This window comes from Alishewanella sp. SMS8 (assembly GCF_030737935.1).
Lineage (GTDB): Bacteria > Pseudomonadota > Gammaproteobacteria > Enterobacterales > Alteromonadaceae > Alishewanella > Alishewanella maricola.
The window spans coordinates 579,277-594,188 of sequence record NZ_JAPJEA010000001.1 but is presented as its reverse complement, the minus strand read 5'-3'; the positions used below and the strand labels follow the sequence as shown (position 1 = coordinate 594,188).

The 14,912-nt window shown below is 45.9% G+C and carries 15 protein-coding genes; 5 read left to right on the top strand and 10 right to left on the bottom strand.

Annotation, left to right across the window (positions count from 1 at the left end):
- Positions 1-18: 18 nt before the first annotated feature.
- From hemW to ORJ01_RS02615, 6 genes are all read right to left on the bottom strand, one after another.
- Positions 19-1,161: a radical SAM family heme chaperone HemW gene (gene hemW / locus ORJ01_RS02640; protein WP_226749858.1), complete on the bottom strand. Its 1,143-nt coding sequence runs from the start codon at positions 1,159-1,161 to the stop codon at positions 19-21.
- Positions 1,158-1,772, bottom strand: a complete 615-nt coding sequence (gene rdgB / locus ORJ01_RS02635; RefSeq protein ID WP_306176883.1) for an RdgB/HAM1 family non-canonical purine NTP pyrophosphatase — start codon at positions 1,770-1,772, stop codon at positions 1,158-1,160. The genes hemW and rdgB overlap by 4 nt, the downstream gene beginning before the upstream one ends.
- A 9-nt stretch (positions 1,773-1,781) precedes the next feature.
- Complete coding sequence (locus tag ORJ01_RS02630) at positions 1,782-2,222, bottom strand: DUF4426 domain-containing protein (protein ID WP_226749860.1); 441 nt, start codon at positions 2,220-2,222, stop codon at positions 1,782-1,784.
- Between the two features lie 71 nt (positions 2,223-2,293).
- Positions 2,294-2,833, bottom strand: a complete 540-nt coding sequence (locus ORJ01_RS02625) for a YggT family protein (RefSeq protein WP_226749861.1) — start codon at positions 2,831-2,833, stop codon at positions 2,294-2,296.
- A gap of 18 nt (positions 2,834-2,851) precedes the next feature.
- Positions 2,852-3,667: a pyrroline-5-carboxylate reductase gene (proC, locus tag ORJ01_RS02620; protein WP_306177518.1), complete on the bottom strand. Its 816-nt coding sequence runs from the start codon at positions 3,665-3,667 to the stop codon at positions 2,852-2,854.
- Positions 3,660-4,358, bottom strand: a complete 699-nt coding sequence (locus ORJ01_RS02615; protein ID WP_306177517.1) for a YggS family pyridoxal phosphate-dependent enzyme — start codon at positions 4,356-4,358, stop codon at positions 3,660-3,662. Before ORJ01_RS02615 ends, proC begins: the two co-directional genes overlap by 8 nt.
- A gap of 30 nt (positions 4,359-4,388) precedes the next feature.
- Here ORJ01_RS02615 and ORJ01_RS02610 point away from each other — a divergent pair, with 30 nt between their 5' ends.
- Genes ORJ01_RS02610 through ORJ01_RS02600 form a run of 3 tightly spaced genes read left to right on the top strand, consistent with a single transcriptional unit; the run spans position 4,389 to position 7,001 of the window.
- Complete coding sequence (locus ORJ01_RS02610; RefSeq protein WP_226749862.1) at positions 4,389-5,432, top strand: type IV pilus twitching motility protein PilT; 1,044 nt, start codon at positions 4,389-4,391, stop codon at positions 5,430-5,432.
- Between the two features lie 11 nt (positions 5,433-5,443).
- The gene (locus ORJ01_RS02605; protein WP_306176882.1) at positions 5,444-6,562 is read left to right on the top strand and encodes a PilT/PilU family type 4a pilus ATPase; all 1,119 of its coding nucleotides are present in this window, start codon (positions 5,444-5,446) and stop codon (positions 6,560-6,562) included.
- A gap of 31 nt (positions 6,563-6,593) precedes the next feature.
- Positions 6,594-7,001 carry a CBS domain-containing protein gene (locus ORJ01_RS02600; RefSeq protein WP_306176881.1) on the top strand — a complete coding sequence of 136 codons (408 nt, stop codon included), beginning with the start codon at positions 6,594-6,596 and terminating at the stop codon, positions 6,999-7,001.
- A 40-nt stretch (positions 7,002-7,041) separates the two neighbouring features.
- Here ORJ01_RS02600 and ORJ01_RS02595 read toward each other — a convergent pair whose 3' ends face one another.
- Both ORJ01_RS02595 and ORJ01_RS02590 read right to left on the bottom strand, forming a co-directional pair.
- A complete protein-coding gene (locus ORJ01_RS02595; protein WP_306176880.1) occupies positions 7,042-7,746 on the bottom strand; it encodes a lytic transglycosylase domain-containing protein in 705 nt (234 codons plus the stop codon).
- An 18-nt stretch (positions 7,747-7,764) separates the two neighbouring features.
- The gene (locus tag ORJ01_RS02590) at positions 7,765-9,042 is read right to left on the bottom strand and encodes a DUF3422 domain-containing protein (RefSeq protein ID WP_306176879.1); all 1,278 of its coding nucleotides are present in this window, start codon (positions 9,040-9,042) and stop codon (positions 7,765-7,767) included.
- Between the two features lie 330 nt (positions 9,043-9,372).
- Here ORJ01_RS02590 and ORJ01_RS02585 point away from each other — a divergent pair, with 330 nt between their 5' ends.
- On the top strand, positions 9,373-10,191 hold the full coding sequence (locus tag ORJ01_RS02585) for an EamA family transporter (protein ID WP_306177516.1): 819 nt from the start codon (positions 9,373-9,375) through the stop codon (positions 10,189-10,191).
- 137 nt (positions 10,192-10,328) lie between these two features.
- Entirely contained in the window at positions 10,329-10,760 is a 432-nt protein-coding gene (locus ORJ01_RS02580) for an HPP family protein (protein WP_306176878.1), read from the top strand.
- Between the two features lie 50 nt (positions 10,761-10,810).
- Here the strand turns inward: ORJ01_RS02580 and ORJ01_RS02575 are convergent, their stop codons facing one another.
- Both ORJ01_RS02575 and ORJ01_RS02570 read right to left on the bottom strand, forming a co-directional pair.
- A complete protein-coding gene (locus ORJ01_RS02575; protein ID WP_306176877.1) occupies positions 10,811-12,967 on the bottom strand; it encodes a S46 family peptidase in 2,157 nt (718 codons plus the stop codon).
- A 122-nt stretch (positions 12,968-13,089) separates the two neighbouring features.
- Positions 13,090-14,784: a PocR ligand-binding domain-containing protein gene (locus tag ORJ01_RS02570; RefSeq protein WP_306176876.1), complete on the bottom strand. Its 1,695-nt coding sequence runs from the start codon at positions 14,782-14,784 to the stop codon at positions 13,090-13,092.
- Positions 14,785-14,912: the final 128 nt, after the last annotated feature.

Sequence of the window (14,912 nt, the reverse complement as noted above, 5' to 3'; positions counted from 1 at the left end):
TCCTTTATCTTGTCGCATCTAAATAAATAGGGTCAGTAAATCGTTTAGGTAACGTGCCCCTAAAGGCGTGATTTGCCAATGCCCCGGTATTTCGCGCAGCAAACCTTTGTTAATGGCGGTGGTGATTGGCTGCGTGATATAGCTTAAGGGTAAGCCAGTATAGGCCGTAAAGTCGGCCATCGGACAAGGCTCAAGCAAGCGGAAGCGATTCATAAAAAATTCGAAGGGGCGATCCTCCGGCTCCACTTGCTGGCGCTCATCCAGATAGCTACGGCTTAAATCCATATAGCCTTTTGGATGTTTTACTTTAACCGTGCGCAAAATACTGTTGCGGCTGGGTAAGGTAATCTTGCCATGTGCACCACAACCAATACCAAGATAATCGCCATAGCGCCAGTAATTCAAGTTATGTTGACACTGATGACCTGTTTTACTGTAAGCCGAGGTTTCATATTGCTGATAACCCGCCGCGCTTAATAAAGCCAGACCCTGTTGCTGAATATCCCAAAGGATATCGTCATCAGGTAAGGTCGGGGGTTTTGAAGCAAAAGCGGTATTCGGTTCAATGGTCAGCTGATACCAAGATAAATGCGGTGGTTGTAATGCAATAGCTTGGGCTAAATCATCTAACGCAGCAGCGACGGTTTGCCCCGGCAGACCATGCATTAAATCTAGGTTATAACTTTTTAGCGGTAAGGTTGCGGCTAGCTTAGCCGCGCGACACGCTTCGTCGGCATTATGAATACGCCCCAGCGCGCTTAATTGTGCCGCTTGAAACGTTTGTACACCAATCGAGAAGCGCGTAACACCCGCTGCGACATAACCGGCGAAACGTTCCGCTTCAAAAGTCCCAGGATTAGCTTCCATCGTTACTTCAAGTTCGGGTTGCGCGGGCATACGGCTTAACACACCGTCGAGGATCTGCTTGATGCCGTCAGCACTAAACACGCTCGGTGTGCCACCACCAATAAAAATACTGTGCAAAGGCCGTTGCCGTACTAGGTGTAGATCTTCATCTAAGTCATTGAGTAAATGTGCGATATATTCTTGCTCAGGAATGCCTTGTTTCACAGCATGCGAATTAAAGTCGCAGTAGGGACATTTTTGAATACACCAAGGAATATGGATATACAGTGCTAAAGGCGGTAATTGCAAACTCAAGTTGCCGCCTTATTACTTTGCGCCAATGACATTAACTTTACCAGTTGCTGCAAGGCCTGTGCTCGATGGCTCCGTTGCTTTTTTTGGTCAGGGCTCAGCTCTGCTGCGGTTTTATTTAAGTCGGCCAGATAAAAAATGGGATCATAACCAAAGCCACCCTCACCGCGAGCAACTAAGGCAATTTCACCTTGCCACTGACCATGACAGACAAGTGGCGTTGGATCAGCTGCATGGCTTAAATACACCAACACACAATGAAATGTTGCTTGACGTTGCGCTGGCGGGACATCAGTTAAAGCGCTGAGCAATTTCTCACAGTTTTGCTGATCGCTCGCCCCCTGACCGGCATAACGTGCCGAGTATATCCCCGGTGCGCCAGCTAAGGCTGCAACAGCTAAGCCGGAGTCATCGGCGATGGCCGGTAGGCCGGTGATGGCCGCAGCATGCCGGGCTTTTAAAATAGCGTTTTCAATAAAGGTTAAACCAGTTTCGTCAGCATCACTCACGCCCAAGCTACTTTGCGTGACCACGTCTAACGAAAAAGGGGCGAGCATTGCGGCTAACTCTACCACCTTGCCTTTATTTCCGGTCGCCAATACCACTTTGTTCATGCCTAAGCCTTATTCTGTGTAAAGTTTTTGTTCGAAATTCAGTTGCTGACGGGTATTACCTTGGCGAATGTCGAGGCTAAAACGAAACTGCTCTTCATTACGAAACGGCATGACAGCGATATAATAGATGGCTGCACCGTCTTTAATTTCACGAAAGGTTAAACTGCGCTGTTGCCCTAATAAATTTCGGGCTATGCCGCTAATAATCACGGCTTGTGCTTGCTGAGTTTGCGTATCCAGTACCGAAATATTAATGATCGCGTTGTTTTTATTGCGGCTTAGATTAGCGGCTCTGGCCACTTCTGGTGTCAGAAACGTCGAGTTAAAAGCAATATAGTGAATATCCCAATCGCCTAACTGTTTTTTTTGTTCCGCTTGTAATGTACCTGCAAACAAAAAACTGCTTAGCATAAGCAGATACAGTAAGTAGTGCGTTGTGCGTTGTTGCATCTTGATAACTCCGCTTTAGGTGAGAAATGCGCCGCCATTCGACGGCCTTAAAAACCGTTTGAGTACCGAGCTTATAAACCGCGGAACCAGCCCGCGAACAGCAACTCAATAAATTTTAGCGCGACTAGGGCAATCAACACCGATAAATCTAAGCCGCCCATTGGCGGTAAGATGCGACGGATCGGCGAGAGCATCGGCTCGGTTAATTGCTGAAACACTTGTTCCATCGGGTTACGGCCTTGACTGACCCAGCTCATAATGGCGCGGATCAATAAGATCCAGAAAATTAAGCTGAGGATCTCTTTCATTAACAGCAAGCCGCCTAAAATAAAGCTTGGGCCAATTTGTAACGACACAGAAAACAATAACTGCAACACAATAAACTTGGTTGTTGCAAGTAAATATGCGATTAATAAGGTGGCGGTGTCGAGTTTACCAATACTGGGGATCACCCGGCGCAAAGGCAGTACAACGGGGTTGGTGGCTTTTACCACAAACTGGCTAAACGGATTATAAAAATCGGCTCTTACCAGTTGTAACCAAAAGCGAATTAACATCAGCATAATGGCGAGTGTAAAAGCGGTATGCACTAAAAACTGTATTGCTTCCATTTGAGCTTCTCCGCTAACTTAAATACTTTTGGCCATGGCTTCGGCCCGATCTATAGCTGCTTGCATGGCTTTTGCCACCATCTCTTCTAAACCGTCATTCGCAAAGGTGCTGACAGCTTCGTGCGTAGTACCGCCTTTCGACGTTACTTGGGCGCGCAGTTGTGCAAAACTTAAATCACTTTGTAGCGCCATTGTTGCGGCTCCCAAGGCGGTTTGTGCCACCATGGCTTTTGCTTGTTCGGCACTAAACCCCAATTGTTCGGCTTTTTGTTGCATCGATTGCATAAAGTAAAAAAAGTAAGCCGGTGAGCTGCCGGTTACGGCAATAATATGATTAATTTCGTGTTCTTCATTTAACCATACTGTCATGCCTGTGCCTTGAAACATATGATCAACAAAGGCTTTTTCATAGTTTGAACAACGGCTTGGGAACAAACCGGTAACACCGAGTGCAACTAACGATGGCGTATTAGGCATAGCGCGAACTAACTTAATGTTGCCTAACCAATTTTCATAATGTGCTACCGGTAAACCTGCGGCCAGCGTTACGAACATTTTGTCCTGGCACTGCGGAGCTTGCTCAAGCAGTGCGCTGCAAACGTCTTGCATCATTTGCGGTTTTACCGCCAGCACGATCACGTCTGCCCAATCGGCCGCGGCCGCATTATCTAAGGTGGTGGTAATACCGTAATCTTTTGCCAGCTCGGTTAATTTTGGTTGGCTTCGATTAGCCGCCATAATATTCTCTGCTGGATAGCCAGCTTTAACCATGGCAGCGATAACACAGCGCGCCATATTGCCAGCGCCTATAAACGCCACCCGATTGTCATTCATGTTTTTCATAATTCCTTGCGCCAAAAATTGCGGTGCCTAATCTTATCATAGTTGCACCGTATGGTAGAGCCAGTGGCCAGTCATTCGACATACCCATGGATAATTCAGTCGCCGCCGGATAATGCGCTTGTAGCTGAATTGATAACGCCTGCATCGCCGCAAAGTCAGCTGTCACCTTGTGCTCATCGCCAGGTGCTGGAATAGCCATTAAACCTCGTAAAGTGATGCGAGGTAATGCATTAACACTAGCCGCCAGTGCCAGCATCTCTGTAGCCGCAATACCGGATTTACTGGCTTCATCGCTGATATTAATCTGCAATAACACCTGTAAGTCGGCGGCATCAGCAGGTCGTTGTTCGCTAAGGCGCTGCGCAATTTTTAAGCGATCGATGCTATGCACCCAGCTGGCGTACTGCGCAATAATCCGCGTTTTATTAGACTGAATGGGGCCGATGAAATGCCATTGCAAGTCTGTTAAATGTGCTAGTGCATCAGCCTTGGTGGCCAGTTCTTGTGGGTAATTCTCTCCAAACAGACGTTGACCTGCCTCGTAGGCGGCCAGTATGGCTGTATCGGGTTGCGTTTTACTCACGGCGATTAATTGCACAGGCTGACGCGATTCTGGTAATTGTTCACAATTTTTCGCTAGCTTCTGATAGGCGAGGGCAAGTTGTTCTGCTATGTTATTCATCATAAATAAGTAAATTGGAGTTTCCTAAACGTGGATATTACCGAATTATTAGCTTTTAGTGTTGAACATAAAGCATCAGACTTACACCTTTCTGCAGGTGTACCGCCGTTAATCCGTGTCGATGGCGATGTACGCAAACTGAATATTCCGCCGTTAACGCACAAAGAAGTGCATGCGTTAGTGTATGAGATTATGACCGATAAGCAACGTAAGGAATACGAAGAGCGGTTGGAATCGGATTTTTCGTTCGACGTGCCTAACCTTGCTCGCTTTCGGGTTAACGCCTTTGTACAAAACCGCGGTGCTGCTGCGGTATTTCGAACTATCCCCAGTGACGTATTAACGTTAGATGATCTCGGCGCACCGGATATCTTTAAATCGATATCAGAAAACCCCCGTGGTTTAGTGCTAGTGACGGGCCCTACTGGTTCGGGGAAAAGTACCACCTTGGCGGCGATGATCGATTATATCAACACCACGCGCTTTGATCACATCTTAACCATTGAAGATCCCATTGAATTTGTGCACACCAATAAATTTAGTTTGATCAACCAACGTGAAGTGCATCGTGATACGCACAGTTTTAGTAATGCATTACGCTCTGCCTTGCGCGAAGATCCGGATGTAATTCTAGTGGGTGAATTACGTGACTTAGAAACTATTCGTTTAGCCATGACCGCCGCCGAAACCGGTCACTTGGTGTTTGGTACCTTGCACACCACCTCCGCGCCGAAAACCATTGACCGGATCATCGATGTGTTCCCAGGCGAAGAGAAAGCCATGATGCGCTCGATGTTATCGGAGTCTTTGCGAGCGGTTATTTCACAAACCTTATTGAAAAAGGTCGGTGGTGGTCGTATTGCTGCGCACGAAATAATGGTTGGTTTACCGGCTATCCGTAATTTGATCCGCGAAGATAAAATTGCTCAAATGTATTCCGTCATTCAAACGGGAGCGGCACATGGCATGCAAACCATGGATCAATGTCTGATTAACTTGGTAAACCGTGGTTTAGTGTCGCAAAAAGATGCGGCAGCTAAAGCGCAAGATAAAAATACCTTTAGCAGAATGTAATCGGGGTTTATATGCAGCTGGTTGATTATCAGAAAAAAATGGTTGAGTTAAAAGCCTCGGATTTATTTATCACCGCAGGTATGCCGGTGGCTGCAAAAATTAACGGCGAATTACAGCCGATTGATGATCAACGCTTATCAGAAGTCGATTCGTTAAATTTAGTGTTGTCGGCGATGAGTGAGAAACAGCAGCACGAGTTCAATACCACCAAAGAATGTAACTTTGCGATTGCCAATGATGCGGGGCGTTTCCGTGTTTCCGCCTTTTGGCAACGTGACAAAGCCGGTATGGTGATGCGGCGCATCGTGACCACCATTCCGAATGTTGACGACCTGGGTTTACCACCGATTTTAAAAGAAATCATCATGTCCAAACGCGGCTTAGTGCTGTTTGTGGGGGGAACGGGTACCGGTAAGTCAACGTCTTTGGCGGCATTAATTGGTTACCGAAACAAAAACTCGAAAGGGCATATTCTGACTATTGAAGATCCCATCGAGTTTGTGCACGAGCATGGCCGCAGTATGATTACCCAGCGTGAAGTTGGCTTGGATACTGAAACTTTTGACTCAGCACTAAAAAGCTCATTACGCCAAGCTCCTGATGTGATTTTGATCGGTGAAATTCGCTCACAAGACACCATGGAGTTTGCACTGTCTTTCGCCGAAACCGGGCACTTATGTATTGCCACTTTGCACGCCAACAATGCCAACCAAGCTATTGACCGCATCATGCATCTCGTACCAAAAGAGATGCACAGCAAGTTATTATTTGACTTATCATTGAATTTACGCGGTATTGTGGCGCAGCAATTAATTCCTACCTCCGACGGTAAGGGGCGTGTTGCAGCCATCGAGGTGTTACTCAATTCTCCGTTTATTGCCGATTTAATCAGTAAAGGGCAAATTGCCGAGATTAAAACGGTGATGGCGAAGTCACGCGAGTTAGGCATGCAAACCTTTGACCAAGCGCTGTATGATCTGTACAAGGCCGACGTGATCAGCTATACCGATGCGATACATCATGCCGATTCTCCGAATGACTTACGTTTAATGATTAAACTGCGTAATAATGAAGTTAAAGGTTCGGGTTTCTTATCCGGAGTCACCCTAGACGGCATGGATAAAGAATAGGCGCCAACAAATTATGGGTTTAAGTTCGATCATGACTCCTCGCAGCAAGCTGGTAACCACTCAAGGTGATGCCAGTTTATCTTCGTTGCGTAACGTTTTTAAACAGTCGCATTTTCAGCATGTGCCGGTTGTCGATAGCAGTGATAAAGTGGTAGGTATTGTCTCAGTAAAAGATTATTTTAAAGAGGTCAGCCCGCTTATCGACTCGGCTAGCGAAACAACGCTAGGCTTGTTTATGCGCACGCGTAAGGTCCATCAAGTGATGGTCTCGCCGGTAATTACTGTACCGCTGGATACCAGTATTCGGGTTATCGCGGCTATGTTAATTGAACATAATATCAGTTGTATTTTAGTTACCGACAATCAACAGCACCTGCTAGGGTTGTTATCGTGGAAGGATATAATGAAAGCCGCTTTGTTAGCCAAACCTAAAAGTTAAGAGTCTTTGGTTAAATATAGCTTAATGTTGTACACCAGATTTAATCTGCGGCATAACGGCGACGTAAAATCTGCACCCGCTCAATGTAAGCCTGAGTTTCTGCAAAAGGTGGAATGCCATTATAGCGTTTTACGTTGCCTGGCCCCGCGTTATAAGCTGCTAACGCTAAGGTAAGATCGCCCTGATAGTCTTTTAACAACTGCCCTAAATATTGGCTGCCAGCACGAATGTTTTGTTCGGGCTCATAGCCATTAAAGACCTGAAATTGCTGCATTGTGGCGGGCATCAGTTGCATGAGTCCCGTTGCTCCTTTTGCGGAAATAGCGTTGGGATTAAATGCTGACTCGGCGTGGATCACCGCCCGGATAAGAGCCGTTTCTAGTTGATGCTCAGCTGCCGCCTGATGAATTAACCGTGCAAAACGTTGTTTAAATAACGGTGTTTTTTGCCAATCTATGCTGGAGTTAGGAGCACAAGCAAAGCAATCAAAGCGCAATAATTCAAAAGCTTGGCCAACAGGGCGTTGATCAGAAAATCGTGCGCTGCCATCGGGCAGCACGGTTTTATAAACTAATACCTTGGGCGTATTAGCGCTGCTGGCAGTCGGTTGCGGTAAAGGCGCACTGTTAGGCGTTAGTTTAATCGTGGTTTTCGGCTCGGTGATGCGGTCTGTCGCCGCGAGCAGGGCGCTAAAGATTAAACAAATACTACTTACACTAAGTGTGGCCCATCGCACGCTTTGCATTACCGGAGATCCTTGCTGTCAGGTTTGGCGTTTAACGCGGTGGGCTAACCATTTTAATACTACCGCGACCATTAAAATGATAACGGGAACGCTAATGCTTTGCCAGAGCGCTATCGGTAATTCTGGTAGCCAATAGCTTAATGATCGCAATAACTTATCAGCTAATTGCACTGCATAATAGCTAATCGCCACTAATGACAAGCCTTCGACCATTTGCTGCAATTTTAATTGCAGTTTTGCTTTTTGTTCCATCGAAAGCAGCAATTGCTGATTTTGCTGAGCTAATTTTAAACTCATCCTGGTGCGTAGTAGCTCAATTGAACGGCCTAACCGGTTTGACAGGCTATTTTGTCGCAGTTGCACCGATGCGCTGGTTCGATAAGCCGGGGTTAAACGACGTTCGGTAAAATCCTGTAGCGATAGCTTATCGTCAATACTTGTTTCGTCTAACGCTTTTAGTCGATCCAAGGTTAATTGATAATAAGCGGCGGTGGCTTCTAATCGAGAGCTGTTTTCGGCAATTAAGCGCTCTGTTCCTGCCGCAAGCTGACTGATCTGATCCAGTAACTGTTCATCATTATCGCGTTCTAGTTCAATACGTTGAGTCAGCGAAGCTAAATTTTGCTCTAAGCTATTGAGTTGCTGCAAACTTTGTCGAGAGACCGGCCAACCGAGTAGCGATAATTTTCGATAATTTCCTAAATCAAACAATTGCTGCACTAAACGGCCTAATGCTGCAGCAGAAAGCCCTTGATCCAGCAGCAGCATGCGACCGGCACCTTCAGCATGTTTTTGAAAATCCGTCCATATTTTGGCTTTGCCTGCAGCTAATAAGCTGTTTATACAATTCTCGGCATTAAACAAGCGCGCCACTTGTTGTGCCGCTAAGGGCTGTTTAGCATCAATGATCGTCAGTTGTACAATCCGAAAAATTTGCCCTGGAATGTGATCAAACCAATCACGTGAGGGCAAAAAATCTAATGGATCATCAAACCATGGCTTTTCGGCGTCAGCACGAATAAATGTATAACTGGAAAACTCACCATGTCGTTCCCAGCGCAGCCATTGGCCATACAGTGATAAGGTAAGATCTTGTGCTGCTTCGGTTAATTGGCTGCCTTGCTGTGCAGCCAATTGCTGCATACATTGAAACTCTAGGGCGCGTGACGCGGGGGCTAAGGTCAGCATAAAATGACACAGTCTACAGGGGGCCGTTAAAGGCGGAAACGTGCGCTGTTGTAATTCTTTATCCAATAAATCGCGAAGAGGATGGCTGCGACGGGATAGATTTTCCATAATTCACCTCATGATTGCAGGCCTAGGTCGTTCACTCAGGCGGAAGGTCTAAACACGATTATTGCAGGTTGTATGCCAGTGTGAAGCGTAACAATTTGCGAGTGTAAGATGCTGAAATGAATAAAGTTTGAAAATTACATCAGGCTCAGGCCGTTAAAACTGCTAAAATTTGTGCTTGAAATGAAAGCAGTTGCCTAGTTTCAGTGCAAATAATGTATAAAACAGGCCATCAGGGCGATTGGCTTCGCATACCACAACTATTCCATTGCGCATTCGGAGAATAATGTGCCGTTAAACAAAACTTTTTTCTTAGCGATTGCCAGTGTGGTGATGGCGATGTTGACGATCCAATCCGGTGCGTCATTAGCCAAGCAATTATTTCCTCTAATTGGCCCAACAGGTACGACCGGTCTGCGTATCGGTTTTTCTGCTTTAATGTTGTGGTTAGTGTTTCGACCTTGGCGACATTTACCCGTCGGTCGCAATTGGCGAGCCGTTTTTATCTATGGCGTCTGTTTAGGAGGCATGAATTTATTATTCTATTTAGCCATAGCGCGCATTCCATTGGGTATAGGTGTGGCGTTAGAGTTCACCGGCCCACTGGCGGTGGCGTTATTCTCTTCAAGAAAACGCAGTGATCTATTGTGGGTTGCACTAACCATCGCGGGGATAGTATTGCTGTTACCCGATATGCGCTCGGTTGATGCCTTAGATCCCGTCGGTGTTGCGCTGGCGCTGGGGGCGGGAGCTTGTTGGGCGGGTTATATCTTATTTGGGCAACGTGCTGGCAGCTTAGCCTCAGGGGGTGTCACGGTTGCCTTGGGGATGGCTGTAGCCGCGAGCTTTCTGTTGCCGCTGGGCCTCTTTTCTGCTGGGCAGAGTTTACTCAGTTGGCAGGTGATCCCATTAGCGATTGGCGTGGCAGCGTTATCCAGTGCCATACCTTATAGTTTAGAAATGGTGGCATTAAAAAAACTACCTGCGCAAACCTTTAGTGTTTTGATGAGCTTAGAGCCGGCTATTGCGGCTTTAGCGGGTTTCTTGTTTTTAGCCGAGTTACTCAGCTTAACGCAATGGCTCGCCATTTTATTAGTGATCAGTGCTTCGTTAGGTAGCACCTTAAGCAGTAAATCTGCTACAGCGAGCTAAGTTGGGTTTTTAAACCCTTAAAATCATAAAAAGTTGATCTGTACCTAAGCAGTAACGGCTTTTATTCGTTATAACTAAAGGGTAGGGCAAGCACAGTGCATCCTGTTGCGCTATGCTACTGCGAATAAGGAGTAACGATGAGTATGCAAACTGTCACTGATTTAATGACCCCAGATCCGCTATCACTGCAACGCAGCGCCACCTTGAAAGACGCGCATGAGTTGATGCGGTTAAAAAATATCCGGCATATACCGGTGATTGATAACGAGGGTTTCTTAATTGGCATGTTAACGCAAAAAGTGTTGATTGGTGCCGTAATTAATCTTTTGGCGAAATACGGTGCGGCGGCGCTAGATCATAAAGAACAACAGTTAGGTGTAGCGACATTAATGTTAACCGATTTTGCCACCGTCACACCCGATCAAAGCTTAACTGATGTGGCGGCATTTTTTGTCAGTAATCGGCATGGTTGTTTGCCAGTGGTCTCTGGCGACAATAAACTACTTGGTATTTTAACGTCATCTGATTTTGTTAAATTAGCAGTGCAGTTGTTGGCGGAAAAAGCATAAAGTGCAAGATGAAAACCCCAAGCCAGTGTCAACCGACTTGGGGGAGTGGTTTAGTTTACACCTAGTTCTTTTAACAGGTTATCGGCTTTATCGACAACTTGCATCTGCCATAACATAAAGCGTAAATCGACTTGGATTGAGCGCGTGTTCGCTAGGTTAAAATCCCAATCAGAGATAATAGAATCTAGCGTACCATCGAAGGCTAACCCCACAAACTCACCTTTACCATTTAACACGGCCGAGCCTGAGTTACCGCCAGTAATATCCAAGGTGGCAAGGTAGTTCACCGGAACTGAATTCATGCTATCAACTGCGTAAGGGCCATAGTTTTTGGCTTTAATGGCATCAAGTTGATTTTGTGGTGCATTAAATTCACCTTCGCCGGTCGCTTTTTGAGTAATACCGCGCAGGGTGGTGAATGCGGTCCAAGCGTTACCATCTTCATTACCGTGAGCCCGACCGGTAACATTACCGTAAGTGACACGCAGAGTGCTGTTGGCATCAGGGTAAACGGCTTTACCTTGTGATTGCATAAAGGCAATTTTCGCGCGCATGTAACTGGCATAAGCTTGTTGGATCTTGCCACCTAGCTCTTCTTGCTCCGCTTCTTTTGAACGATCAGTTTTGTACAGTGCCACTGCGGCTTTAACAAAAGGATCGTTGCTAGTAGCAAATTGTGCGGGTGTGCTTTCGAGCAGGGCCGCGCGCTGTGCTGCATCCGTTAATACAGTAGCGGCATACCAGCTATCAATCAGTGCCACTAAAGCGGCTTGATCCATATTATCTTTGATGCCCATCGCTTTGTCGAAGTCGGCATTGCGTTGTTTTTTCGGTAAAGCAACATACTTAGTTAAGCTTTGCAGATCTAACGCTTTTTCTACACGCACATCAAAAGAGCGATCCATACCGGCGATAAAGGCTTTAAAGCGCGGTAAATCACGTGCTTGGAAACCTGCTTTTCGTTCCGCATCGGGCTTAGTGCTTTCTTGCGCCAAGCGGTACAAACTGCGGGCTGTGCCAAGTAAGCGAGGGCTCGCATTATTCAGTAAATAATTATCGCGGCCTTGTTGCTGCTGCTCTTTTAACAGTTTTTCGATATTAGCCAGATCTTTGGCATAGGCTTTTTTGTTGGCGTTATTGCTGTTAACCCAAGCGGTCAATGCTTGATGTTCAGCTTGTTTACGCGCTAGAAAATCGCTTTGTGCATAGCTATCAAGCATGCCTTGGCGATTTTTCATGTAGTTATTCAAACCTGCCACTCGGCTGGCATATTTTAATGCTGCATCACGGTCATCTGCTGTTTCGCGGCCAATAATGTCCAGTGTTTCAGCAAATTGACTAACGGTGTTCGGATAGCTCCACTCAAAGGTGTCCGCCACTTCAGAAGGTAAGCGATGGCGGTTCGTGCGCCCCGGATAGCCTAATGCCATCACAAAATCGCCTTCTTTTAAGCCTTCTTTCGCTAATTTCAAGTGAAAATCTGGGGTGTAAGGCACGTTGTCCGCATGGAAATCGGCTGATTTCCCTTCAGGGCTAACATAAGCCCGCAGAAAGCCATAATCACCGGTATGGCGTGGCCACATCCAATTATCGGTGTCGCCACCAAATTTACCGACACCTTCGGCAGGGGCGTGGACTAAACGCACATCTTTAATTTCTAATTGCTTAATTAAATAATATTCTAAGCTGCCGTAATAAGCCGCTACAGAACAGCGATGCCCCGCATCCTGCTCACATTCCGCAACGATGGCTTTTTGATTGGCTTCAATCGCGTCTACACGCTTTTTACCAGATAATTTGGCGGTACTGGCATCAATCACTTTGTTAGTGACGTTATCAACCGCCTTAGTGACATAGATACGGCTACCCGGTGCGGCCGGCACTTCTTCGGCTAAAGTTTTGGCTAAAAAACCATTTCTGAGTAAGTCATTCTCTGCAGTAGAGTTGTGCGCGATGCTGTTGTAAACACAGTGATGGTTAGTGGCTACTAACCCCTGTGGCGAAACGAAAGACGCCGAACAGCCACCTAAACTGACGATAGCGCCCATTGGGAATTCGGTTAATTTCGTCAAGTTGGCTGGATCTAATTCAAGGCCAGCTGCTTTTAATTCAGTGGCAATATTGGGCAGCTGTTGCGGCATCCACATGCCTTCATCTGCCATAGCGAAACCGCTGGCCAGTGCCAGTACAAGTAATGACTTTTTCATAAAATCTCTTAGTCTTATTGAATTAATGAGGATAACGAGGTTGCAACGCTATAGTCGGTGCATGGCTCAGGCTTGTCAAGCCGTAGACATACACCGTTACACTTTTGTTAAGTAAGTAGGCATTAACGAGATTCAAACCAGCTGATGGCTTTAGCCTGCTGCTTAGCTTGGTACATTGCCATGTCTGCTTGCCGCAATACGTCTGAACTGTTGTGAAGTGCGCCATGAAATAAGTTAGCGCCAATACTACCCGTGCAATAATGTTCCATAGCAAGTGTTTCGGTAAATACATGCGGCTGTGCCAAAGCTGCACTGATTTTTTCGGCCAGTTGTTGTGCCAGCGTTTTTGCTTTATCGGCATCACAGTCTAAATCGCACAACACGATCACAAACTCATCACCCCCTAAGCGAGCAACCGTATCGACTTCTCGTACTTGATTTGTTAGCCGATTCGCTACTTCAATCAGTAGTAAGTCGCCCACTTTATGGCCAAAGCGATCGTTCACTGGCTTGAAATGATTCAAATCGATAAATAATAAAGCACCAAAGCTGTTGCTGCGCTTGCTTTGTTTAAAAGCCAGTTGTAGGCGATCGTCTAATAAGCGGCGATTGGCTAAACCGGTCAGATGATCATAAAACGCCATTTTATGAATATGTGCAGCTGAGAGCGAGCGGGAAATGGCAAGCTCAGCTAAGTTACTGAAAATAGACATCTTGCTGCTAAACTCAGCCGAGGGTAAGCCGGGTTCTTTTTGATAAAAGCCAAATGCGCCTAACACTTTACCTTGGGCATTTTTTATCGGAATTGACCAACAGGCTCTTAACTCGTTCAATAACACTAATTCGCGATAGGTTTGCCAATGAGGATGCTGTAATAAATCCTCAGCTATAACGGCTTGGCCACTATAAGCCGCACTGCCGCAAGATCCAACATCAGGGCCAGGTGTTAATCCATCAATAGCATCATTAAACGCTTGAGGTAACGAAGGGGCGGCGGCCACGCGCAAACAATACTCCGCTTCATCGAGTAACATTACCGAGCATAATATTTCAGGATATTGGGCTTCAATTTGTCGAACAAGTTGTATTAAAACATCTGACAATGCTGAACCATGACTGATCATACTGAGGATCTGGTTTTGCATTTCTAATTCGTGCGTTCGATTTTTTACTTGTTGCTCGACAATTTGCAGCATGCGATCGGCTTTATAATTGCTATGGCTTAGCTCTGCGACTTGTTCTGCCAGAAAAGCGATCAGCTTCATCATCGCTTCAATTTTTGATTCCGGGATAATAGGGACTTCGGCAATCGCTTTTAAATAGCTATCTTCATCAAAACTAAGTGCTTTTGCTTGCTGTTTAAAAAAATTTAAATCCGGTTTTTTTATAAAGAATTGACCAATATAAAGATTAGCTACGTGCTTATTGAGTATCTTTACTGGCGCTGCACAGTCAATTAAGCCATTTAAACACGCATAAGTGGCATAATCTTGCTGTTTTATGGCTTCGTTGGCGAGAGTCGTATCAGAGTTAATGCAATTTTTAAGGCTAGCAGGGTGCTGACGATGAAACTGCATACAAACGCGTTGCCAGTTAGATGAAGAGACGACTTTACCATGTAAATCAATCAGCGCGATTGACACGCCTAAGGCTTTTTGAAAGTTCTCAAAAATGCTATTTAGCAGGTTGAGGTCTAAGGTTTTTAGAACAGACTGTTGCGCATCCGGTGCTTGATTACTGGCTGAAAACTGCCACGACGCCAGCAAAGGGTTTAGATTTTGGACATCAAATTTGATGTCTGCTTTAAATTTGCCCATGCCAATTAATCCATTATTTGTCAGGCGTTAACTCAAGTTGTGATTTAGCGTTGTTGCAGCAAGCGCTAAATCACCCCAACGTCCAGCTACCCATGGTCTTTAAGCCAAAACGTCATTGTTAAGAATAG

Bases quoted from the DNA above. Each gene is read 5' to 3' on its own strand.
- rdgB (WP_306176883.1), bottom strand. From the start codon at position 1,772: ATGAACAAAGTGGTATTGGCGACCGGAAATAAAGGCAAGGTGGTAGAG.
- ORJ01_RS02630 (WP_226749860.1), bottom strand. From the start codon at position 2,222: ATGCAACAACGCACAACGCACTACTTACTGTATCTGCTTATGCTAAGC.
- ORJ01_RS02625 (WP_226749861.1), bottom strand. From the start codon at position 2,833: ATGGAAGCAATACAGTTTTTAGTGCATACCGCTTTTACACTCGCCATT.
- proC (WP_306177518.1), bottom strand. From the start codon at position 3,667: ATGAATGACAATCGGGTGGCGTTTATAGGCGCTGGCAATATGGCGCGC.
- ORJ01_RS02615 (WP_306177517.1), bottom strand. From the start codon at position 4,358: ATGAATAACATAGCAGAACAACTTGCCCTCGCCTATCAGAAGCTAGCG.
- ORJ01_RS02605 (WP_306176882.1), top strand. From the start codon at position 5,444: ATGCAGCTGGTTGATTATCAGAAAAAAATGGTTGAGTTAAAAGCCTCG.
- ORJ01_RS02600 (WP_306176881.1), top strand. From the start codon at position 6,594: ATGACTCCTCGCAGCAAGCTGGTAACCACTCAAGGTGATGCCAGTTTA.
- ORJ01_RS02595 (WP_306176880.1), bottom strand. From the start codon at position 7,746: ATGCAAAGCGTGCGATGGGCCACACTTAGTGTAAGTAGTATTTGTTTA.
- ORJ01_RS02590 (WP_306176879.1), bottom strand. From the start codon at position 9,042: ATGGAAAATCTATCCCGTCGCAGCCATCCTCTTCGCGATTTATTGGAT.
- ORJ01_RS02585 (WP_306177516.1), top strand. From the start codon at position 9,373: ATGGCGATGTTGACGATCCAATCCGGTGCGTCATTAGCCAAGCAATTA.
- ORJ01_RS02580 (WP_306176878.1), top strand. From the start codon at position 10,329: ATGAGTATGCAAACTGTCACTGATTTAATGACCCCAGATCCGCTATCA.
- ORJ01_RS02575 (WP_306176877.1), bottom strand. From the start codon at position 12,967: ATGAAAAAGTCATTACTTGTACTGGCACTGGCCAGCGGTTTCGCTATG.
- ORJ01_RS02570 (WP_306176876.1), bottom strand. From the start codon at position 14,784: ATGGGCAAATTTAAAGCAGACATCAAATTTGATGTCCAAAATCTAAAC.